The following is a 20,958-nucleotide window of genomic DNA, read 5'->3' as shown; positions in this document are numbered from 1 at the left end:
CCCGCCGCGCCGCCCGGGCCCGGGGTGCCGCCATCGCCCGCGCGGTCGAGATCGGCGCCCGCGAGGCGCTGGCCCGGGTCGCCGTCTCGCTGTCCGCGGCCGAGCGGCGCCGGGACGCGATCGCCGCCGCCCGGTCGGCCCGGGAGGCCGAGCTGTCCGAGGTCCGCGCCGCCGCCAAGCGCCTGGAGCAGGATCTAGTCCGGCTCACCGACGAGGTGCACCGGGACGAGGTGGCCCGCGCCGAGCAGCGGCTGCGGATCGAGCAACTGGAGGCCAAGGCGGCCGAGGACTTCGCCATCGACGTGGAGACGCTGGTCGCCGAGTACGGCCCGTCGGTTCTGGTGCCCGCGACGCAGGCGGAGGTGGCCGCCGCCGAGTCCGACGGCAAGCCGGCACCCGAGCCGGCCCCGTACGACCGGCCCATGCAGGAGAAGCGGGCCGCCAAGGCGGAGCGGGAACTGGCCCTGCTCGGCAAGGTCAACCCGCTGGCGCTGGAGGAGTTCGCCGCCCTGGAGGAGCGGTACAAGTTCCTCTCCGACCAGCTCGAGGATCTCAAGGCGACCCGCAAGGACCTGCTGACCGTCGTCAAGGACGTGGACGACCGGATCCTCGAGGTGTTCACCTCCGCGTACCACGACACCGCCCGCGAGTTCGAGCAGGTGTTCGCGGTGCTGTTCCCCGGCGGCGAGGGCCGGCTGGTGCTCACCGACCCGGAGGACATGCTCACCACCGGCGTGGAGGTCGAGGCCCGCCCGCCCGGCAAGAAGATCAAGCGGCTGTCGCTGCTCTCCGGCGGCGAGCGGTCGCTGACCGCCGTCGCCATGCTCTGCGCGATCTTCCGCGCCCGGCCCAGCCCGTTCTACATCATGGACGAGGTCGAGGCGGCCCTCGACGACGTGAACCTGGGCCGGCTGATCACCCTGATGGAGCAGTTGCGGGAGAAGAGCCAGCTGATCATTATCACGCACCAGAAGCGCACCATGGAGGTCGCCGACGCGCTGTACGGGGTCACCATGCGCAGCGGCGTCACCGAGGTGATCAGCCAGCGGCTGAGCCGGGAAGGCGACGAGTAGGCATGGCGGGAGTGGCACCGGTGACATCGGGGGAGCGGCCCAGCGCCCTGCTGGTGGACCTGGACGGCGTGCTGCGCCGCTGGGACCCGGCGGCGCCGACGGACATCGAGCACCGGCACGGCCTGCCGCCCGGCCTGCTGATGGAGACCGCCATGCAGCCGCACCGGCTGATCCCCACGATCACCGGGCGGATCACCCACGACGCCTGGGCGGCCGGCGTCGCGGAGGCGCTGACCGGGATCACCGGCGACTCCGGCGGCGCCAAGGCCGCCGTGGCCGAGTGGGTGGAGTCCGGCGTCTCGGGCGCCGAGGTGGACCGGGCGGTGCTCGACCTGCTCCGGCAGGCCCGCGCCGCCGGCCGTCCGGTCGGCCTGGCCACCAACGCGACCGACCGCCTCGACGCCGACCTCGCCGCGCTCGGGCTGACCGGCGAACTGGACGCGGTGGTCAACTCGTCGGTGGTCGGCGAGGCGAAGCCGAGCCCCGGGTACTTCGCCGCGGCGTGCGCGGCCCTCGGGCTCCCGCCCGCGCAGGTGCTGTTCGTCGACGACTCGGACCGGGCGGTCCGCGGCGCCCGGGCGGCCGGCCTGTACGCCCATCGCTGGAGCGGCCCGGCCGACCTGCCCTACCTGCGGGCGGCCCTGGGCCTGTAGGCCGCGCCGCCGCGCTAGTCGCCGGTCGCGCCGTCGATCCGCTCCCGGATCAGGTCGGGGTGCCCGTTGTGCCGGGCGTACTCCTCGATCATGTGCAGGTACACCCAGCGCAGGTTGATCTCGTCGTCCCGGCGCCGGAAGGTGTGGTCCAGCGGCAGGTCCGCCACCGCCTCCCGGGCCAGGCGCACCTCCTGGTCGAAGGCCGCGAACGCGGCGGCCGGGTCGCCGGAGAGGTCGTTGAAGTCGGCGTCCGGGTCCTCGGGGGTGGAGTACAGGTCGGTCAGGTCGATGCCGGCGGCGCAGCGCCGGAACCACCACCGCTCCACCTCGGCCATGTGCCGTACCAGGCCCAGCAGGGTCAGGCCGGACGGCTCCACGGAGGCGGTCCGCAGCTGGCCGGCGGTCAGGCCGGCGCACTTCATCAGCAGCGTCTGGCGGTGGTAATCCAGCCAGCCGCGCAGCATGGTCAGTTCGTCGCCGAGATACGGCTCGTCGGTTCGGGTGATCTCGGGGGCGGTCCATGTCATGCCGGACATCATGGCGGCGCGCCGCCCGGCCGTCGTGGCATTAACGGCGACCGGTGTGAGTCAGTCCGTGCGGGCAGGGCGACCACCGGGCGCGGGTGGCCGTCCCTCGTGGTGCCCCCGATCGTGACCACGGCGCGTGACGGGGATCATTGTCCCGGTGGGAACCCCACCCGCCCTGCGGCGGGCGGGTCACCGGTCTGTCAGGATTCCCGCATGGAGTACGTCGTCATCGCGCTGATCACCCTGGGCGTGCTGATACTGGCCGGCGCCGGCCTGGTGATCCCACGGTTCCGCCGCGGGAAGCCCACCCTGCCCCCACCGCCGCCGAGCGCGGCCGAGGTGATCGGCAAGAGACCGACGCCCACCGTCGAGCCCGACCAGGTCGCGCCGCCGGTGGAGATCGAGGTCGAGGCGCCGACCGCCGAGGTCGAGGTCGAGGTGCCGGCGGTGCTGCCGCCGCCGGTCATCGAGCGGCCGGAGCCGACCGTCGGGCGGCTGGTTCGGCTGCGGGCCCGGCTGGCCCGCTCGCAGAGCACCCTCGGCAAGGGGCTGCTCACGCTGCTGTCCCGGGATCGGCTGGACGAGGACGCCTGGGAGGAGATCGAGGAGATCCTGATCACCGCGGACGTCGGCATCGAGGCGACCATGGTGATCGTCGAGCGGCTCCGGGACCGGGTCCGGGTGCTGGGCACCCGCACCCCGGCCGAGCTGCGGGTGCTGCTCTCCGAGGAGCTGGTCGCGGCGCTCGAGCCGCAGCTGGACCGCACCCTCAAGTCCATCCCGACCGGCACGAACCCGGCCGTGCTGCTGGTCGTCGGCGTGAACGGCTCGGGCAAGACCACCACCTGCGGAAAGATCGCCCGGGTGCTGGTGGCGGACGGGCGCAGCGTGCTGCTCGGCGCCGCGGACACGTTCCGGGCGGCCGCGGCCGACCAGCTCGCCACCTGGGCGGGGCGGGTCGGCGCCGAGGTGGTGCGCGGCAGGGAGGGCGGCGACCCGGCCGCGGTCGCCTTCGACGCGGTCCGCCGGGGCGCCGAGGTCGGCGTGGACACGGTGCTGATCGACACCGCCGGCCGGCTGCAGAACAAGGTCGGGCTCATGGACGAGCTGGGCAAGGTCAAGCGGGTCGTGGAGAAGCAGGGCCCGGTGGACGAGACGCTGCTCGTGCTCGACGCCACGACCGGCCAGAACGGGCTGGAGCAGGCCCGCGTCTTCACCGAGGTGGTGGACGTGACGGGGGTGGTGCTGACCAAGCTGGACGGCACGGCCAAGGGCGGCATCGTGATCGCGGTACAGCGCAAGCTGGGCATCCCGGTCAAACTGGTCGGCCTCGGCGAGGGTCCGGACGACCTCGCCCCGTTCGAGCCGGTGCAGTTCGTCGACGCCCTGCTTGGTCCGGCCGCGTAGCCTCGGGTACTTAGCTTGTCGAACACACCCCACGCCGGAGACTGGTCGGCGCCGCTCGGGAGGCCGTACGTGACGCAGCAGGAAGTCCCCCTGCGCGGTGGCAACGTCAGCACCGTCGTGCGTCTGGGCGACACGGTGCGGCGCAACGCCGGCCCGTGGACGCCCTCCGTGCACGCCCTGCTGCGGCACCTGGAGTACGTGGGCTTCACCGGCTCGCCCCGGGCGCTGGGCATGGACGACCGGGGCCGGGAGGTGCTGTCGTACCTGGAGGGGGAGTGCGGGGAGTACCCGCTCGCCCCGCACTGGGTCACCGACGAGGCGCTGGTCACGGTCGCGACGATGCTGCGGCTCTTCCACGACGCCCAGTACGGCTTCCAGCCGCAGCCGAATGCGGTGTGGCGTTCGTTCGGCCCGCCGCCGCCGGACACCGAGGTCGTCTGCCACCACGACGCCGCGCCGCACAACGTGATCTGGCGGCCGGACGGCACGCTGGCCCTGATCGATTTCGACCTCGCCTCGCCCGGCGCCCGGATCTACGACGTCGCGTACGCGGCGTGGACCTGGGTCCCGCTGTTCAGCGACCGGGATTCATACACGCTGGGCTGGAAGCGGCCGAACCGCCCGCGCCGGCTGCGCCTGTTCGCCGACGCGTACGGGCTGATCCCGCGGGACCGGCACCGCCTGGTCCGGACCATCCGCAAGCGGATCGTGGACCACGTGGAGGGCATCCGCCGGATGGCGGCCGCCGGGGACCCGGCGTTCGTCCGGATCGTGCACAAGGGGCACCTGCGGCGCCCGATGCGCGACCTGCGCCTGCTGGACTACGAGCGGCACATCCTCGAGTACGCGCTGCGCTGACGCGGTCCGCCGGCCGCCCGCGGTGACCCCCGACTGATACGCGCCCGGCCGTTCCGCCGATCGTGAGAGGTTCTTCACACGCCGGAAACAACGGGACACCCCCTGGAAACGGCGTGGGGACCGTGCGTGAAACAGGCGACGAGAAAGCTCTCGGCCACCGGCGCACGGGCGACGCTGCCCTGGCCAGGTGCCGCGCCGGAGGGAGGGAACCCGCACACCTAGGAGGCCAGCGTGCCTGAGGCAACCATCGATACCGGCAACACCGCCTGGCTGCTGGCGTCAACGGCGCTCGTGCTGCTGATGACCCCGGGCCTGGCGCTGTTCTACGGCGGCCTGAACCGCAACCGGGGCGTCCTGAACATGATGATGATGAGCTTCTCGTGTATCGGGCTCGTCTCCGTGCTGTGGCTCTGCTACGGCTTCTCGTTCGCCTTCGGCACCAACGGCGACGAGGGCTGGAACACCGTCATCGGCAGCTTCAGCCGGTATCTGGGCAACAAGACCTTCGTCGCCGAGCTGTGGGGCGCCGGCCCGGACAGCCCCGGCGGCGTCGGCATCCCCACCTACGTGGTGCTCGCGTTCCAGATGATGTTCGCGATCATCACGGTCGCGCTGATCAGCGGCGCGATCTCGGACCGCGCCAGGTTCGGCGGCTGGCTGCTGTTCGCGTTCGGCTGGTTCACCATTGGCTACGTCCCGGTCGCGCACTGGGTGTGGGGCGGCGGCTTCATCGGCGCCAGGATCCACGCGCTGGACTTCGCCGGCGGCACCGCCGTGCACATCAACGCCGGCGCGGCCGCCCTGGGCCTGGCGCTGGTGCTCGGCAGGCGGGTCGGCTGGCCGAAGGACACCTTCAAGCCGCACAACGTACCGATGGTCGCGCTGGGCGCCGGCCTGCTGTGGTTCGGCTGGTTCGGCTTCAACGCCGGCTCGGAGGTCACCACCGACGGCGTCACGGCGGTCGCGTTCGTGAACACCCAGGTCGCCGCGGCCGCGGCGCTGATCGGCTGGATCATCGTGGAGTGGCTGCGGGACGGCCGGCCGACCATGGTCGGCGCCTCCTCCGGCGCGGTCGCCGGCCTGGTCGCCATCACCCCCGCCTGCGGCTTCATCGACCCGTACGCGTCGGTCCTGCTCGGCCTGGTGGCCGGGGCGGCCTGCGCCCTCGCGGTCGGCCTGAAGTACCGGCTCGGCTACGACGACTCGCTCGACGTGGTCGGCGTGCACTTCGTCGGCGGGTGGATCGGCTCGCTGTGGCTCGGCCTGTTCGCCTCCACCAGCGCGAACGCCGGGCTGGTGGCGGACATCGGCGCCGCCGAGGGCCTGTTCTACGGCGGCGGGGTGACCCAGCTCGGCCGCCAGTTCGCGGCCAGCGCCATCGTCTCGGTCTTCTCGTTCGCGGTCGCCGCCGGGCTCGGCTGGCTGGTCAACAGGACGGTCGGCTTCCGGGCCGGCGCCGAGGCCGAGGTCGACGGCATCGACGTCGCTGAGCACGCGGAGAGCGCCTACGACTTCTCGCCGGGCCCCGGCGGCGGTGGCGCGTTCGCGATGGCCGGGATCGCGCCCGGCACGGCGCCGGCCGGCGGCCCCGAGGCCGCACCCGTCCCGGAGAAGGTCGCCGGTTAACGTCTTCTCGATGGAAGGAATGGCCATGAAGCTGGTGACCGCGGTCATCAAGCCCTACCAGCTCGACGCCGTCAAGGACGCGCTGCACGCCCTGGGCGTGGCCGGCCTGACGGTCAGCGAGGTGCAGGGGTACGGGCGGCAGAAGGGGCACACGGAGGTGTACCGGGGGGCCGAGTACGCGGTGGAGTTCCTGCCCAAGATCCGGGTCGAGGTGCTGACCGACGAGATCGACGTGGACAAGGTCGTCGACGCGATCGTCACCGCCGCCCGCACCGGCAAGATCGGTGACGGGAAGGTCTGGGTCACCGGGGTCGAGGACGTGATCCGGGTCCGCACCGGCGAGCGCGGCCTCGACGCCCTGTAGGCGACGCGACGCCATGACGGTCCCGGCGCCCACCGCCCGCGGTGGCGCCGGGCCGCGGGTGACGGGAACCGGCCGTGTGCTGGCGGGATTGCGGGCTGCGGGATCAGTCGCCGGCCGGGCTGTGGGGACGGTCGGCGAGGCGGTCATGCGCAGCGCGGGAGCGCTCGCCGAGGTCGTGCGGGTCGAGCCCGTCGGAGTCGAGCCGGTGGGTGTCGAGTCCGTGGGAGTTGAGCCCGTCGGATCCGAGCCTGCGGGAGTTGCGGCCGTGCGGGTCGGGGTCGCGGGCGGCGGCGAGGCCGAGGGAGTGCCTGAGCGGTGGTGCGTCGACGGTGATGGAGTCGGGGCAGGGATGGCTGCGTAGGCCGCAGGCGCAATGCCGGCGCCAGGGGGCCCACCAGGGCCGGCGCGGGTGGTGCCGCACGGGGTGCTACCTCCACGGTGGGGCATCGGACGGGAGGACTTCGGCATGGGTTGGACGGCTGCGGATACGCAGCGGAGTCGATTGATGACGGAATTACCTCAAAGTTAGTGCACTAAATTCCCGGGTCGCAATGGCCGCTCGGAGGAGGTGACACCAGCTTCCCGTGTGATCGACTGTCGTGAACGTGAGGCGCACCGAGCGGGCCCTGGGAGGGGATGCCCGATGCCCGACACCGGCCCGAAGCCGACCAGCGACCCGATGCCCACCGACCCCAGCAGCAAGGGCGCGATGCGTGCCGGCCCGGTGCCCGGACGGTCCGCGCCGGCGTATCTGCGGATCGCGGCCGATCTGCGGGAGCGGATCATGGCGGGGGACCTGCCGCCGGGCGGGAAGTTGCCGACCGAGGCGGAGCTGCGGCGGCGGTACGCGGTGTCGAGCACCGTGGCGAAGTGGGCCGTCTCGCTGCTCAAGAGCGAAGGGCTGGTCGAGGGGCGACGCGGCTCCGGGGTGTACGTGCGGGTCGTGCGGCGGATCACGCGGCACGCCGCCGTCCGGTCGGCGCGTGGCGGGAGCGGGTCGGCGTCGCCGTTCGCGCGGGACGCCACGCGGGCCGGGCACAGCGGGTCCTGCGAGCACGAGAGCGCGCGGGAGGCGGCGGACACGCGGGTGGCGGTACGGCTGGCGATCGAACCGGGCGAGCCGGTCATGCGCACGGCGTACCGGTTCCTGGCGGACGGGGAGCCGGTGCAGCTGTCGACGTCGTGGGAGCCCGTGGCGCTGACCGGGGGCACGCCGGTCGAGTGGCCGGAGGGTGGGCCGGCGGTGGGGGTGGTCCCGCGGATGGACCTGATCGGGGTGCGGGTGGACGAGTTCGTCGAGCGGGTCACCGCCCGGCCGGCGTCGCCGCGCGAGTGCCAGGCGCTGGTGCTGCCGCAGCGGGGCGCGCACGTGCTGCTCATCGAGCGGACGTACCTGGCCGCCGGCCGGCCGGTGGAGACCGCCGACATCGTGTTCCCCGGTGACCGCTACGACCTGGTCTACCGCCTGCCCGTCGACTGAACCCACCCGTCCGCGGGCCGGGGCGCCGGCCGCGGCGTACGTTCCCGTGCGTACCGGCGGTGCCGCTCGGCGCACGACGCCGCGCCGCGTCCCGTCCGGGAGGGTCGGTGGCATGAGAAATCCTGTCGTCACACACGGCCTCACCAAGCGGTACGGGGAGGTCGTCGCCGTGGACGGCCTCGACCTGACCGTGCGGTCGGGCGAGGTCTACGGGTTCCTCGGGCCGAACGGCGCCGGGAAGACCACCACGCTGCGGATGTTGCTCGGTCTGGTGCGCCCCACGGCGGGTCGCGTCGAGGTCGCGGTACCGAGGGTCGGTGCGCTGATCGAGGGTCCCGCCTTCTACCCGTACCTGTCGGGGTGGGACAACCTGCGGGTGCTCGCCCGGTACGCGGGCGTGGGGGAGGCGCGCATCACCCCCGTCCTCGAAATGGTTGATCTTGCCGGTGCGGCCCGGCGCCGGTACGCGGGGTACTCGCTGGGGATGAAGCAGCGGCTCGGCGTGGCGGCGGCGCTGCTGAAGGACCCGGAGCTGCTGATCTTGGACGAGCCGACGAACGGCCTGGACCCGGCCGGCATGGCGGACATGCGCACGCTGATCCGCCGGCTCGGCGCGGCGGGGCGCACGGTGCTGCTCTCCAGCCACCTGCTCGGCGAGGTGCAGCAGGTCTGCGACCGGGTCGGGGTGATCGCGGGCGGGCGGCTGATCGCGGAGAGCACGGTCGCCGAGTTGCGCGGCGGGGCCGGGCTGCGGGTGGTCGCCGAGCCGCTCGACCGCGCCGCGGCCAGGGCGCGGGCGCTGCTGGGCGCCGACCGGGTGCGGGTGCGCGGCGACGCCCTGGACCTGGCCGCCGGGCCCGCCGAGGCGGCGAAGATCAACGCCGAGCTGGTCGGCGCGGGGGTCGCGGTGCGGGAACTGCGGCCGGCGGAGCGGGAGCTTGAGCAGATCTTCCTGGAGTTGACACAGCGGGAGGGGGACCACCGTGGGTAGCGTCCGCGCGGAACTGATGAAGCTGGTCCGGCGCCCGGCGGCGTGGCTGTTGCTGGCGGTGGCGCTGGTACTGGCCCTGACCTTCACGTACCTGATCCCGTACGCGTCCTACGCCGGCGGCACGGCCGGGGTGCGCACCGTGGGCGGGCTGCCGGCGATGCTGCCGGCCCGGCTCGTCGGCAACTCGCTGGGCGGCCTGCCGGTGTTCCTGGGCGCGCTGGTGCTGATCCTCGGCGTGCTCGTGGTCGGCGGCGAATACGGCTGGGCCACCTGGAAAACGGTCCTGTCCCAGGGCCCGTCGCGGATCCGGGTGTACGGGGCAAAGCTCGCCGTCCTGGCGGTGGCCTGCCTGGTCACTGTGCTGGCCGTGTTCGCCGCCGGGGCGGGTGCCAGCGCCCTGATCGCCGCCGCCGAGTCGGCACCCGCCGACTGGCCGTCCGCCGGCGACCTGGCCCAGGGGGTGGCCGCGGGCTGGCTGATCGCGCTCATGTGGGCCGCGCTCGGCGGGCTGCTCGCGATCACGCTGCGCTCGGTGGCGCTGCCGATCGGGCTGGGCCTGGTCTGGCTGCTGGCCGTGCAGAACCTGCTGGCCGGCATCGCCGCGCCGCTGCTGTCCTGGGTGGCGACCGCGCAGAAGGGGCTGCCCGGGCCGAACGCCGGCTCCCTGGTCGCGGCGCTCGGCGCCGCCGACACCCCGGGCGTGGAGCGCCTGGTGGGCGCCGGACAGGCGACAATCGTCCTCGTCGGGTACCTGGTGGGCTTCGCGATCCTCGGTGGGGCGATCTTGCGGCGGAGGGACGTGCTGTGACGCGCGGGCGGGTGTGGGCGGCGGATGCGGCGCTGGCCGCCGCCCTGCTCGTCATCGGCCAGTTCGGCTCGGAGCCGGCCGGCCGGCGCCAGCCCGGGACGATCCCGCCGGACCCGGTCGGCTACGCGCTCGTGGCCGCCGCCGCCCTGTCGGTCGCGCTGCGGCGGCGGTGGCCGCTGGGCACGCTCGCGGTCACCACGGTCGCCACCTCGGCGTACCTGGCGCTGGGCCACCCGTACGGGCCGGTCCTGCTCTCGTTCATGGTGGCGGTGTACTCGGTGGCCCGGCACGAGCCGCCGCTGCGCGCCACGATCGGCTGCCTGGCGGCGCTGCCGCTGCTGCTGGTACACGTCTTCGTCAACGCGGCGCAGCCGCTGGGGCTGGTCGCCGTGGTCCCCGCGTCGGCGTGGATCGTCGTACCCTTCGCGGTGGGGCTGAGCCTGCGGCTGTACCAGGAGGGGCAGGCGCGCGGCCGGGCCGAGGCGCAGCGCCGGTACGCCGACGAGGAGCGCCTGCGCATCGCCCAGGAGGTGCACGACGTGGTGGGGCACGGGCTCGCGGCGATCACCATGCAGGCCGAGGTGGCGCTGCACCTGCTCGCCAAGCGGCCGGTCCCCGGGGCGGAGCCGGCCCGGGAGGCGCTGGCCGCGATCGGCCGGTCCAGCCGGGAGGCGCTGGACGAGTTGCGGGCCACGCTGACCGTCGTCCGGGCCCCCCGCCAGCCCGGCCCCGGCCTGGGGCGCCTGGCCGACCTGCTGGAGCGGGTCCGGGCGGCGGGGGTCCCGGTGACGTTGACCACCACCGGCGAGCCGCACGACCTGCCCGCGGCGCTGGACCTGGCCGCGTACCGGGTGGTGCAGGAGTCGCTGACCAACGTGCTGCGGCACGCCGGCGCGACCACCGCCCAGGTGCGCGTCGGGTACCGGGAGGGCGCCGTGGACATCGAGGTGCTCGATACGGGCGCCGGTGCCGCCGGGTTCGCGGCGGGGCACGGCATCAGCGGCATGCGGGAGCGGGTGACCGCCGTGGGCGGCGAGTTCACCGCCGGCCCCCGGGACGGGCGGGGCTTCCGGGTGCGGGCCACGCTGCCGGTGGCGGCTCGATGATCTCCGTGCTGATCGCCGACGACCAGGACCTGGTCCGGCTGGGGCTGCGTGCCCTGCTGGAGAGCGAGGACGACCTGACGGTGGCCGGCGAGGCCGCGGACGGGCTGGCCGCGCTGCGGCTCGCCACCGACCTGCGCCCCGACGTGGTGCTGATGGACGTGCGGATGCCCGGCATCGACGGCATCGAGGCGACCCGGCGGATCGTGGCCGACCCGGCGCTGGCCGCCACCCGGGTCATCGTGCTGACCACGTTCGAGCTGGACGAGTACGTCTTCGACGCGCTGCGGCACGGCGCCAGCGGCTTCCTGATCAAGGACACCCGGCCGGCCGAACTGCTGCGCGCGATCCGGCTGGTCGCCGAGGGGGAGGCGCTGCTGTCGCCGTCGGTGACCCGGCGGGTGGTCCGCGAGTTCGCCACCCGGCCGGCCCGGGTGCCCCGGCCGCACCCCCGGCTGGGGTCGCTGACCGAGCGGGAGCGCGAGATCGTGGGGCTGGTCGGTGCTGGGCTGAGCAACGACGAGATCGCCGAGCGGCTGGTGGTCAGCCCGGCGACCGCCCGCACCCACGTCAGCCGGGCCATGGTCAAGCTCGGCGCCCGGGACCGGGCGCAACTGGTCGTGTTCGCGTACCAGTCCGGCCTCGTCGACCCCTGACCGGCAGGCCGGCGGCGCCCGGCGGGTCCGGGCGGGTTCCGGCTACCCTTGCAGGGTGTTTGACACTCTCAGCGACCGCCTCTCGGGCATCTTCACGAAGCTGCGCGGCAAGGGCCGGCTGACCGAAGCCGACATCGACGCCACCGCGCGGGAGATCCGCCTGGCGCTGCTGGAGGCGGACGTCGCCCTGCCGGTGGTCAAGGTGTTCATCAACGCCGTCAAGGAGCGCGCCCGCGGCGCCGAGGTGTCGCAGGCGCTGAACCCGGCGCAGCAGGTCATCAAGATCGTGCACGAGGAGCTGGTCGGCATCCTCGGCGGCGAGGCCCGCCGGCTCCGGTTCGCCAAGCAGCCGCCGACCGTGATCATGCTGGCCGGTCTCCAGGGCTCCGGTAAGACCACCCTGGCCGGCAAGCTGGCCCGGCACCTGAGCCTGCAGGGCCACCAGCCGATGCTGGTCGCCGCCGACCTCCAGCGCCCCAACGCCGTCGGCCAGCTCCAGGTGCTCGGTGGGCGGGCCGGGGTCGAGGTGTACGCGCCGGAGCCCGGCAACGGCGTCGGTGACCCGATCGAGGTGGCCCGCCGCTCGATCGACCACGCCACCCGGGCCGCCCGGGACATCGTCATCATCGACACCGCCGGCCGGCTCGGCGTGGACGCGGAGATGATGGCGCAGGCGGCCGCGATCCGCGACGCGGTCCAGCCGGACGAGGTCATCTTCGTGATCGACGCGATGATCGGCCAGGACGCGGTGAGTACCGCCGAGGCGTTCCGCGACGGCGTCGGCATCACCGGCGTCGTGCTGTCCAAGCTGGACGGCGACGCGCGCGGCGGCGCGGCGCTGTCGGTCCGGCACGTGACCGGCCAGCCGATCCTGTTCGCGTCCACCGGCGAGAAACTGGAGGACTTCGACGTCTTCCACCCCGACCGGATGGCCAGCCGGATCCTCGGCATGGGCGACGTGCTCACGCTCATCGAGCAGGCCGAGTCGGCGTTCGACGCCGGGCAGAAGGAGAAGATGACGGCGAAGCTGCTCGGTGGCGAGCGGTTCACGCTGGAGGACTTCCTCGAGCAGCTGATGGCGGTCCGGCGGATGGGGCCGATCGCCAACGTGCTCGGCATGCTGCCCGGCATGGGGCAGATGAAGGACCAGCTCGCCGAGCTGGACGACAAGCACTTCGACCGGATCACCGCGATCATCCGGTCGATGACCCCCGGCGAGCGGCAGAACCCGAAGGTCATCAACGGCTCCCGGCGGGCCCGCATCGCCAACGGCTCCGGGGTCACGGTGATGGACGTGAACCAGCTGCTCAACCGGTTCGCCGACGCGCAGAAGATGATGAAGCAGATGGGCGGCATGATGGGCCTGCCCGGCCGGCGCAAGGCCACCAAGTCGCCGAAGAACAAGCGGAAGAACGCGAAGGGTTCGCAGCGTTCGCGCAGCGGAGGGCAGGGTGCGCCGCGGATCGGCGCGGGCGGCTTCCCGGGCGGTGTGCCCCAGCTCCCGCCGGGTCTGGACCCGGGCGCGCTGACCGGCGCCGAGGGCCTCCCCCCGGGCTTCACCCTTCCGAAGATCGACTTCAACAAGCTCACCAAGCGCCCGCCGAAGGAGTGAGCCGGGTGGCGGAGGCGCTGCACGTGCGGGGAGTCCTGCTCCCCGACGACGAGGTGCGCGACGTGTGGCTGGTCGGTGACCGGGTCACGTTCGAGCCGGTGCCGGGGGCGACCACCCTGGTCGACGGCGGGTTCATCCTGCCCGGGCTGGTGGACGCGCACTGCCACATCGGTATCGCGCGGGGTGGTACGCCGATCACGTCCGTGGCGCAGGCGAAGCGCCTGGCCGTCCTCGACCGGGAGGCGGGGGTGCTCGCGATCCGGGATGCCGGCTCGCCCATCCCGTATCCGGAACTGGACGGCGACCCGGACGTGCCGCGCCTGGTCCGGGCGGGGCGGCACGTGGCGCCGGTCAAGCGGTACCTGCGGGACATCGGACTGGAGGTGCCGGCGGAGCGGGTGGCCGAGGCGGTGGCCGAGCAGGCGGCGGCCGGGACCGGCTGGGTCAAGCTGGTCGGCGACTGGCTGGACCGGGGCCGCGGCGACCTCGGCCCCGCCTGGGACGACGCGACGCTGGCGGCGGCCGTCGAGGCGGCGCACGCGGCCGGGGCGCGGGTCACGGCGCACACGTTCGGCGAGGAGGCGGTCGCCACCCTGGTGCGCGCCGGCATCGACTGCGTGGAGCACGGCACCGGGCTCTCGCCGGAGATCATCGAGGAGATGGCCCGGCGCGGCACGGCGCTGGTCCCCACGATGATCAACATTCAGACCTTCGGCGAGATCGCCGACCGGGCGCGGGAGAAGTTCCCGGGGTACGCCAAGCACATGCTGGCCCTGCGGGACGGCTTCCCGGCGCTGGTCGGCGCCGCGCACGGCGCCGGCGTGCCGATCTACGTGGGCACCGACGCGGGCGGCGGCATCGACCACGGCCTGGCGGTGGAGGAGATGCTGCTGCTGCGCGAGCACGCCGGCCTGGGCGTCGAGGAGGTGCTGGCCGCCGCGTCCTGGGGCGCCCGGGAGTGGCTCGGCGTGCCGGGGCTGGTCGAGGGCGGGCTGGCGGACCTGACCGTCTACGACGAGGATCCGCGCGTGGACCTGCGGGCGCTGCGCAACCCCCGGCACCTCGTGCTCCGGGGCCGGCCCCGGTAACCCTCCCGGCTAGGATGTGCGGTCATGGCGCGCGTGCTCACTCCCCGTGCGGAGGACTTTCCCCGCTGGTACCAGGATCTGATCGCGAAGGCGGAGCTGGCCGACAACGGCCCGGTCCGCGGCACGATGGTGATCCGACCGGCCGGGTACGCCATCTGGGAGCGCATGCAGGCGGAGATGGACGCCCGGATCAAGGCGGCCGGCGCGCAGAACGCGTACTTCCCGCTGTTCATCCCGGAGAGCTACCTGCGCCGCGAGGCCCAGCACGTGGAGGGCTTCTCGCCGGAGCTGGCGGTGGTGACCCACGGCGGCGGCAAGGAACTGGCCGAGCCGGTGGTGGTCCGCCCGACCAGCGAGACGGTCATCGGCGAGTTCATGGCCAAGTGGGTCGACTCGTACCGGGACCTGCCGCTGCTGCTCAACCAGTGGGCCAACGTGGTCCGGTGGGAGCTTCGGCCCCGGGTCTTCCTGCGCACCTCCGAGTTCCTCTGGCAGGAGGGGCACACGGCGCACGCCACCGAGGCCGACGCGCGCGACTACGCCCGCAAGATCCTGCACGAGGTGTACGAGGACTTCCTGGTCGGCGTGGTCGGCATCCCGGTGCTGGTCGGCCGCAAGACGGCCGGTGAGCGGTTCGCCGGGGCCACCAACACGCTCACCCTCGAGGGCATGATGGGCGACGGCAAGGCCCTGCAACTGGGCACCTCGCACGAGCTGGGGCAGAACTTCGCCAAGGCGTTCGAGATCGCGTACTCGGGCCCGACCGGCGGCCGGGAGTACGCCTGGACCACGAGCTGGGGCACGTCCACCCGGATGCTCGGCGGCATGATCATGTGCCACGGCGACGACAACGGGCTGCGGGTGCCGCCCCGGCTGGCGCCGATCCAGGCGTACGTGATGATCGTCAAGTCCGGCGACGGGGTGGCCGAGGCGGCGGCGAAGATCCGGGACGCGCTGCGCGACGCGGGCGTCCGGGTCGGCTTCGACGACCGGGTGGACACGGCCTTCGGCCGGCGCGCCGTGGACGCCGAGCTCAAGGGGTACCCGGTCCGGATCGAGGTGGGCCCGCGGGACCTCGCCGCCGGCACCGTGACCGTGGTGCGCCGCGTCGACGGCGGCAAGACCCCGACGGCGGTGCCCGACGTGGTGGGCGCGGTCACCGCGGCGCTCGCCGCCGACCAGCAGGCCCTGCACGACGAGGCGCTGGCCCGGCGCGAGGCCAACACGGTCGACGTGACCAACCTCAACGACGCGATCGAGGCGGCCGCCACCGGGTGGGCCCGGGTGCCGTGGTCGGCGGTCGGCGAGCAGGGCGAGCGCAAGGCCAACACGCAGGCGGTCACGGTCCGCTGCCTGATCCGCCCGGACGGCTCGGTCCCCGACTCGGAAACCGAACCCGACCTGTTGGCGGTCCTGGCCCGCGCCTACTGAGCGGGCCGCCCGGAATGCGGTTCACCCCCGGCGAGGTCATCCTGCACCGCAACGTGCGCCGCGGCCGGATCGCCTGGGTGCGCCCGGCCCGCGTGGTCAGCGACGACGAGCGCGGTCTGCTGGTCTGGGTCGCCCGCGGCACCACGGTGGTCAACGAGGCGTACCACGACGGCCGCTTCCTGCGTGAGTTGCCGTTCATCGAGTGGGCGCGCGGTCCGCACCGTCCCGTGGTCGGCGAGTGGGCCGGGCCCGGGGTGCTCAAACTCATGCCGCCCGACGCCGCCCACTCCGTCTGGTGGTTCCGCGACGACACCGACCGCTTCACCGCCTGGTACGTCAACCTTGAGGAGCCCGCCGTCCGCTGGTCCGACCCGGGCGGCGCGACCGGCGTCGACATGGTCGACCAGGATCTGGACATCGTCGTACGCCCGGACCGCACCTGGGAGTGGAAGGACGAGGACGAGTTCACCGAGCGCCTCGCCCACCCCGGGCAATACTGGGTGGCGGACGAGGCGGCGGTGCGCGCCGAAGGCGAGCGGGTCGTCAAACTGATCGAGGCGGGCGACTTCCCCTTCGACGGCACCTGGACCGACTTCCACCCCGACCCCGCCTGGCCGACGCCGCCGTTGGTGCCCGGCTGGGACCGACCCCCGGTGATCGTATGACCTTCACCCCCGTCCGCGCGATCCTGCGGCGGACCGCCGAGGAGGCGAAGCGAATCCGGGCGGCGGGGGAGGAGCCGGTGGCGCTGGCCGAAGCGGGCCGGTTCCCGTTCGACGGCTCCATGCCGGACTTCCGCCCCGACCCGGCATGGCCCGACCCCACCCGCCCTCACGGCTGGGAAAGGCCCCGCGCGTCTTCGTGAACATCGGTCGCGTCCCGCGCGCCGGCGGGGAGCGGATCGAGCGGCAGGCCGACCCGAGCGGCCCACGCCGTGAACTCGCCCGGGCCGCAGGGCAGTCGCGCTCGCGGACGCGGCCGTCAGCCCGCACGAGGCACCGTTGCCCTCGCCGCTGCGTCGGCATAGTCATTCCGCGTCCTCCTGGCGCGGCGGTAGGTCCTCGGCCGTCACCTGCCCGTGCAGCAGCTCAACGGTGCGCGCGGCATTGATCAACCCGTGTGCGAAGGCGGCCAGAACGGCGCGGGCGTAACGTGGCGGAACCTGTCCTGGGAGAAGGTCCGGCCGGGGTTCCCATCCCGCGGCGTCTAACAGCTCCGCTCTGGTCGGAGCGGTGTTGCGCCAGCGGGTGAGCGGCTCGGCGCCGACGGCCCGTGCGTTGCGTAGCTGCTGGAGGGTGAGGGTCCAGGAGACGCGGTACCGCGCGGACAGCCTGACCGCTGCCGTCCTGCCGTTGCCGGGATCTGCCGTGACGGTGCTCCATTGTGCCCGGACGGCGCCCCGCGGCAGGAGGAACTCGGCGGCGAACGAGTTGATCAGTGCCTCCCGCTCACTTCGTGACGCGTGCACGGCGAGGTCGGACGAGTACTCGTCACCGATCAGGAAACGCCCCAGTTCGTGCGCGGCGACGACCCGGATCGCCGGCCGTACTGATCACCGCCACGCCCAGGCCGCCCACACTGACCGAAGCGCCGTCACCGGGAAGCTGCGTAGGCAGAACCAACAGGCCGAGCCTTTCGCAGGTGTCGGACATGGACGGGACGGGCTCGAGACCGATGCCGAGTACCTCGCGCACCGCCCGCGCCGCGTCCGCCGCCGACGACGCGTCGGTGACGGCCGGGACCGCGGGGGGGGTGCCGCCACGGACAGCAGCCCCAGGTCGACCATCTGGCGGACGTTCCCCGGTACCAGGAGGTCAGCCTGGTATCGATGTGGAATGTGGCGGGAATCTTGCGAGGGCTGGCTTGGCTGCCACTCGTCCGGGTACGGGCGGACCAGCACGATCAACGGCATGACGATCGCATTGGACGCAGGCGCCGCGCTGCTGGTCATCGACGTGCAGGCCGCCTTCGACGACGAGTCCTACTGGGGTAAGCGCAACAACCCGGAGGCCGAGGCGAACATCGCGGCCCTCGCGGCGGCCTGGTCGGCGGCGGGGCGGCCGGTCGTGCGGGTCCGGCACGCGTCCACCAATCCCGCGTCGCCGCTGCGCCCGGAGCACCCCGGTCACGCGTACAAGGCGGTGGTGGCGGGGCTGTCGCCGGCGCTGGAGGTCGTCAAGAGCGTGCACTCGGCCTTCCACGGCACGCCGGATCTTGGGGCCTGGCTGACCGCCAACGGCGTCCGGCAGGTGGTGGTGACGGGGGTGCAGACCAACCGCTGCTGCGAGACCACCGCGCGGCTGGCCGGCGACCTCGGGTACGACGTGCTGTTCGCGCTGGACGCGACGTACACCTTCACCGAGGGCGATGTCACGGCGGACCAGTTCGCCGCCGTCACCGCCGCGAACATCGAGGGCAACTTCGGGCGCGTGGTGAGCGCGGCCGACCTGCTCTAACCCGCTCCCGCGCCGCCAATCTTGGAGTCGTAGCCGGTGTATAAGCCCGAAACCGGACGCCATAACCCCAAAGTCGGCGAAGGGGTCGGCGGGGTGGGGGCGCCGATTCGGTGGGCGGGGGTGGCGTCTGGCAGAATGGTGCGCTGGTATCCGGTGCGCGTCCGGCGCCCTCTAACCCGGACGCGATGCCAGTCCCGAGCCGCCGCTTGGCGCCACCCCACGGTGCCTGCCGGTGCGCTCAGCTTTCAGCCAGGTAGGAGCGAGCACAACGTGGCCGTAAAGATCCGGCTCATGCGGTTGGGTAAGATCCGCAACCCGCAGTACCGCATCGTCGTCGCCGACTCGCGCACCAAGCGCGACGGCCGGGCGATCGAGTACGTCGGGATCTACCACCCGAAGGAGGAGCCCTCGCTGATCGAGGTCAAGTCCGACCGGGTGCAGTACTGGCTGTCCGTCGGCGCCCAGCCCAGCGAGGCCGTCCAGCGGCTGCTGGAGAAGACCGGCGACTGGCAGAAGTACAAGGGCCTGCCGGCCCCGCCGCCGCTGCTGACCGCGCCGGAGCGGGCCGACCGCAAGGCGCGGTACGAGGCCGAGGCGCAGGCCGCGGCTGGCGTGGCGGCCGAGGCGCCGGCCAGGGCGTCGAAGAAGGCGGCCAAGGCGGCCAAGCCCGTCGAGGGCAAGGGCGACCGGGCCGAGGCAACCACCACCGAGGAGCAGCCTGGTGCGGACGCAGGCCAGCAGCAGGGCTGAGGCCCCGCTGCGCCCGGCGCTGGAACACCTCGTCAAGGGCATCGTCGATCATCCGGATGACGTGCGCGTCCGGATGATCGACTCCCGGCGCGGCAAGCGCCTGGAGGTGCGGGTGCACCCCGAGGATCTCGGCACCGTGATCGGGCGCGGCGGCCGGACGGCCAAGGCGCTGCGGCAGGTGATCGGGTCCATTGGCGGGCGCGGCGTGCGCGTGGACATCGTCGATTCGTACTGATGCTCCTGTACGTCGGGCACGTGGCGAAGCCGCACGGTATCCGCGGCGAGGTCATCGTCGCCGTCCGCACCGACGAGCCGGCGGCCCGGTTCACGCCCGGGGCGGTGCTGGCCACCGAGGTGGACCGGCCCGCGCCGCCGGGGGCGTGGCAGGTGCCGGCGACGCTCACGATCGAGGCGGTCCGGGCACACCAGGACCGCCTCATCGTCGCGTTCGAGGGCGTCCACGACCGCAATCTGGCCGAGGCGCTGCGCGGCGTCGTGCTCGGCGTGGACAGTTCGCGGGTCGGCGCCCCCGAGGACCCGGACGAGTTCAACGACCACCAGTTGATCGGGCTGAGCGCCGTCTCCCCGGCCGGGGAGACGCTCGGCGAGGTGGTCCGGGTCGACCACGCCCCCGCGTCCGACCTGCTGGTGCTGCGCCGACCCGAGCACCGGGAGTCGCTGATCCCGTTCGTCAAGGCGATCGTGCCCGAGGTGGACCTGGCCGGCGGCCGGGTCGTGGTGGACGCCCCCGAGGGCCTGCTCGACCTGTGATAGGACGCCACCCGTGCGCACCGACATCGTCACCATCTTCCCCGAGTACCTGGCGCCGCTGGACCTGTCCCTGATCGGGCGGGCCCGGCAGGCCGGGCTGCTCGAGGTGGCCGTGCACGACCTGCGCACCTGGACCAGCGACGTGCACCGGACCGTGGACGGCAGCCCGTACGGGGGCGGGCCGGGCATGGTCATGCGCCCGGAGCCGTGGGGGTTGGCGCTGGACGGGCTCGCCCGCGCCGATTCGACCCTCGTGGTCCCGACGCCGGCCGGTCGTCCATTCACCCAGGCGATCGCCCACGACCTGGCCGGCGCCCCGCACCTGATCTTCGCCTGCGGCCGGTACGAGGGCATCGACCAGCGGGTCCTGGACGAGTCGGCGGACCGGATGCCGGTCCACGAACTGTCGCTCGGGGATTACGTGCTGTTCGGCGGTGAGGTGGCGGTCCTGGTGATCCTGGAGGCGGTGACCCGGCTGCTGCCCGGGGTGCTCGGCAACGCCGAGTCGCTGACCGAGGAGTCGCACGCCAACGGCCTGCTGGAGGCGCCGGTCTACACGAAGCCGGCGGTGTGGCGGGGGCGGGAGGTGCCCCCGGTGCTGCGCTCCGGCGACCACGGGAAGATCGCCCGCTGGCGCCGGGAGGAGTCCCTGGCCCGGACCGCGCAGCGCCGGCCGGACCTGCTGCCGCCGCCCTGATTTCGGGTCCGAGGGACTCATGTGGCAAAGTAGGGAGGTTGCCGCGACCGGCCGCGCTCGCGGGCGGGCGGCGAGCCCAAGGTTTCGTGAAAGATCGCACGCCGGGTGTGCCGGGTGTGCCCCTTAGTCGTGAGGAAGCAGCAGCGATGAACACGCTGGACTCGCTCGACGCCCAGTCGATGCGGACCGACATCCCGGACTTCCGCGCCGGCGACACGCTCAAGGTGCACGCCCGGGTCGTCGAGGGCAACCGCTCCCGGGTGCAGGTCTTCCAGGGTGTGGTGATCCGCCGCCAGGGCTCCGGGCTGCGCGAGACGTTCACCATCCGGAAGATCAGCTTCGGCGTCGGCGTGGAGCGCACCTACCCGGTGAACAGCCCGGGCATCGACCGCATTGAGATGGTGACCAGGGGCGACGTGCGCCGGGCCAAGCTCTACTACCTCCGCGAGCTGCGCGGCAAGGCCGCCAAGATCAAGGAGAAGCGGGAAAAGCTGCCCAGCTGATCGACGAGCATCAGCGGTCTCGAGCGGTACGCTGGCCACGGTGACGTACGGGGAGAGCTTCGACCGCGAACGCGGCGCGCGCGATCATTCGCCCTACCGCCCGC

General features: G+C 73.3%; 23 protein-coding genes and 2 pseudogenes. 22 read left to right on the top strand and 3 right to left on the bottom strand.

Annotated elements, in window-relative coordinates:
• Window positions 1-1,073: pseudogene (locus KJS59_RS20620) on the top strand (chromosome segregation protein SMC); the annotation flags it as partial.
• Window positions 1,074-1,093: 20 nt separating this feature from the next.
• Window positions 1,094-1,726, top strand: a complete 633-nt coding sequence (locus KJS59_RS20615; RefSeq protein ID WP_249714543.1) for an HAD family hydrolase — start codon at window positions 1,094-1,096, stop codon at window positions 1,724-1,726.
• Window positions 1,727-1,740: 14 nt separating this feature from the next.
• Here the strand turns inward: KJS59_RS20615 and KJS59_RS20610 are convergent, their stop codons facing one another.
• Window positions 1,741-2,253, bottom strand: a complete 513-nt coding sequence (locus tag KJS59_RS20610; RefSeq protein WP_213454581.1) for a DinB family protein — start codon at window positions 2,251-2,253, stop codon at window positions 1,741-1,743.
• 213 nt (window positions 2,254-2,466) lie between these two features.
• On the opposite strand from KJS59_RS20610, the gene ftsY reads away from it, so the two are divergent.
• From ftsY to KJS59_RS20590, 4 genes are all read left to right on the top strand, one after another.
• Window positions 2,467-3,660: a signal recognition particle-docking protein FtsY gene (ftsY, locus tag KJS59_RS20605; protein WP_213454580.1), complete on the top strand. Its 1,194-nt coding sequence runs from the start codon at window positions 2,467-2,469 to the stop codon at window positions 3,658-3,660.
• A gap of 15 nt (window positions 3,661-3,675) precedes the next feature.
• Window positions 3,676-4,518 (top strand): aminoglycoside phosphotransferase family protein, encoded by an 843-nt coding sequence (locus KJS59_RS20600; RefSeq protein ID WP_213454579.1) that lies wholly within the window; start codon window positions 3,676-3,678, stop codon window positions 4,516-4,518.
• 231 nt (window positions 4,519-4,749) lie between these two features.
• Window positions 4,750-6,144 (top strand): ammonium transporter, encoded by a 1,395-nt coding sequence (locus KJS59_RS20595; RefSeq protein WP_213454578.1) that lies wholly within the window; start codon window positions 4,750-4,752, stop codon window positions 6,142-6,144.
• Between the two features lie 25 nt (window positions 6,145-6,169).
• Window positions 6,170-6,508, top strand: a complete 339-nt coding sequence (locus KJS59_RS20590; protein WP_213454577.1) for a P-II family nitrogen regulator — start codon at window positions 6,170-6,172, stop codon at window positions 6,506-6,508.
• A gap of 103 nt (window positions 6,509-6,611) precedes the next feature.
• On the opposite strand, the gene KJS59_RS20585 is transcribed toward KJS59_RS20590, so the two are convergent.
• Window positions 6,612-6,929 (bottom strand): hypothetical protein, encoded by a 318-nt coding sequence (locus tag KJS59_RS20585; protein ID WP_213454576.1) that lies wholly within the window; start codon window positions 6,927-6,929, stop codon window positions 6,612-6,614.
• Between the two features lie 222 nt (window positions 6,930-7,151).
• Between KJS59_RS20585 and KJS59_RS20580 the strand changes: the two genes are divergently transcribed.
• From KJS59_RS20580 to KJS59_RS20535, 10 genes are all read left to right on the top strand, one after another.
• On the top strand, window positions 7,152-7,988 hold the full coding sequence (locus KJS59_RS20580) for a GntR family transcriptional regulator (RefSeq protein WP_213454575.1): 837 nt from the start codon (window positions 7,152-7,154) through the stop codon (window positions 7,986-7,988).
• Window positions 7,989-8,100: 112 nt separating this feature from the next.
• On the top strand, window positions 8,101-8,979 hold the full coding sequence (locus tag KJS59_RS20575; RefSeq protein ID WP_213454574.1) for an ABC transporter ATP-binding protein: 879 nt from the start codon (window positions 8,101-8,103) through the stop codon (window positions 8,977-8,979).
• Entirely contained in the window at window positions 8,972-9,787 is an 816-nt protein-coding gene (locus tag KJS59_RS20570) for an ABC transporter permease (protein WP_249714541.1), read from the top strand. Before KJS59_RS20575 ends, KJS59_RS20570 begins: the two co-directional genes overlap by 8 nt.
• Window positions 9,784-10,893 (top strand): sensor histidine kinase, encoded by a 1,110-nt coding sequence (locus tag KJS59_RS20565; protein WP_213454573.1) that lies wholly within the window; start codon window positions 9,784-9,786, stop codon window positions 10,891-10,893. The genes KJS59_RS20570 and KJS59_RS20565 overlap by 4 nt, the downstream gene beginning before the upstream one ends.
• Window positions 10,890-11,546: a response regulator transcription factor gene (locus KJS59_RS20560; protein ID WP_213454572.1), complete on the top strand. Its 657-nt coding sequence runs from the start codon at window positions 10,890-10,892 to the stop codon at window positions 11,544-11,546. The genes KJS59_RS20565 and KJS59_RS20560 overlap by 4 nt, the downstream gene beginning before the upstream one ends.
• Window positions 11,547-11,601: 55 nt before the next feature.
• Window positions 11,602-13,158: a signal recognition particle protein gene (gene ffh / locus KJS59_RS20555; protein WP_213454571.1), complete on the top strand. Its 1,557-nt coding sequence runs from the start codon at window positions 11,602-11,604 to the stop codon at window positions 13,156-13,158.
• 5 nt (window positions 13,159-13,163) lie between these two features.
• Window positions 13,164-14,246, top strand: a complete 1,083-nt coding sequence (locus KJS59_RS20550; RefSeq protein ID WP_249714539.1) for an amidohydrolase family protein — start codon at window positions 13,164-13,166, stop codon at window positions 14,244-14,246.
• Window positions 14,247-14,270: 24 nt separating this feature from the next.
• Complete coding sequence (gene proS, locus KJS59_RS20545) at window positions 14,271-15,677, top strand: proline--tRNA ligase (protein WP_213454570.1); 1,407 nt, start codon at window positions 14,271-14,273, stop codon at window positions 15,675-15,677.
• A gap of 14 nt (window positions 15,678-15,691) precedes the next feature.
• Complete coding sequence (locus KJS59_RS20540; RefSeq protein WP_213454569.1) at window positions 15,692-16,342, top strand: DUF402 domain-containing protein; 651 nt, start codon at window positions 15,692-15,694, stop codon at window positions 16,340-16,342.
• On the top strand, window positions 16,339-16,542 hold the full coding sequence (locus KJS59_RS20535) for a hypothetical protein (protein WP_213454568.1): 204 nt from the start codon (window positions 16,339-16,341) through the stop codon (window positions 16,540-16,542). The genes KJS59_RS20540 and KJS59_RS20535 overlap by 4 nt, the downstream gene beginning before the upstream one ends.
• A gap of 162 nt (window positions 16,543-16,704) precedes the next feature.
• Here KJS59_RS20535 and KJS59_RS20530 read toward each other — a convergent pair whose 3' ends face one another.
• Complete coding sequence (locus KJS59_RS20530; protein ID WP_213454592.1) at window positions 16,705-17,214, bottom strand: ImmA/IrrE family metallo-endopeptidase; 510 nt, start codon at window positions 17,212-17,214, stop codon at window positions 16,705-16,707.
• A 373-nt stretch (window positions 17,215-17,587) separates the two neighbouring features.
• Here KJS59_RS20530 and KJS59_RS20525 point away from each other — a divergent pair, with 373 nt between their 5' ends.
• From KJS59_RS20525 to rplS, 6 genes and pseudogenes are all read left to right on the top strand, one after another.
• The gene (locus KJS59_RS20525) at window positions 17,588-18,133 is read left to right on the top strand and encodes an isochorismatase family protein (RefSeq protein WP_213454567.1); all 546 of its coding nucleotides are present in this window, start codon (window positions 17,588-17,590) and stop codon (window positions 18,131-18,133) included.
• Window positions 18,134-18,403: 270 nt separating this feature from the next.
• The gene (gene rpsP / locus KJS59_RS20520) at window positions 18,404-18,883 is read left to right on the top strand and encodes a 30S ribosomal protein S16 (RefSeq protein ID WP_213454566.1); all 480 of its coding nucleotides are present in this window, start codon (window positions 18,404-18,406) and stop codon (window positions 18,881-18,883) included.
• Window positions 18,855-19,118, top strand: coding sequence for an RNA-binding protein (locus KJS59_RS20515; protein WP_213454565.1), 264 nt, complete (start codon window positions 18,855-18,857; stop codon window positions 19,116-19,118). The genes rpsP and KJS59_RS20515 overlap by 29 nt, the downstream gene beginning before the upstream one ends.
• Complete coding sequence (gene rimM / locus KJS59_RS20510; RefSeq protein ID WP_213454564.1) at window positions 19,118-19,654, top strand: ribosome maturation factor RimM; 537 nt, start codon at window positions 19,118-19,120, stop codon at window positions 19,652-19,654. Before KJS59_RS20515 ends, rimM begins: the two co-directional genes overlap by 1 nt.
• Window positions 19,655-19,667: 13 nt before the next feature.
• Window positions 19,668-20,339, top strand: a pseudogene (gene trmD, locus KJS59_RS20505) (tRNA (guanosine(37)-N1)-methyltransferase TrmD); the annotation flags it as partial.
• Between the two features lie 158 nt (window positions 20,340-20,497).
• On the top strand, window positions 20,498-20,854 hold the full coding sequence (gene rplS, locus KJS59_RS20500; RefSeq protein WP_213454562.1) for a 50S ribosomal protein L19: 357 nt from the start codon (window positions 20,498-20,500) through the stop codon (window positions 20,852-20,854).
• Window positions 20,855-20,958 lie beyond the last annotated feature (104 nt).

The sequence above is a fragment of the Rhizomonospora bruguierae genome (assembly GCF_018397995.1).
GTDB classification, from domain to species: Bacteria; Actinomycetota; Actinomycetes; order Mycobacteriales; family Micromonosporaceae; genus Rhizomonospora; species Rhizomonospora bruguierae.
The sequence above is the reverse complement of the archived record's forward strand: the minus strand, read 5'-3'. Positions and strand labels throughout refer to the sequence as shown.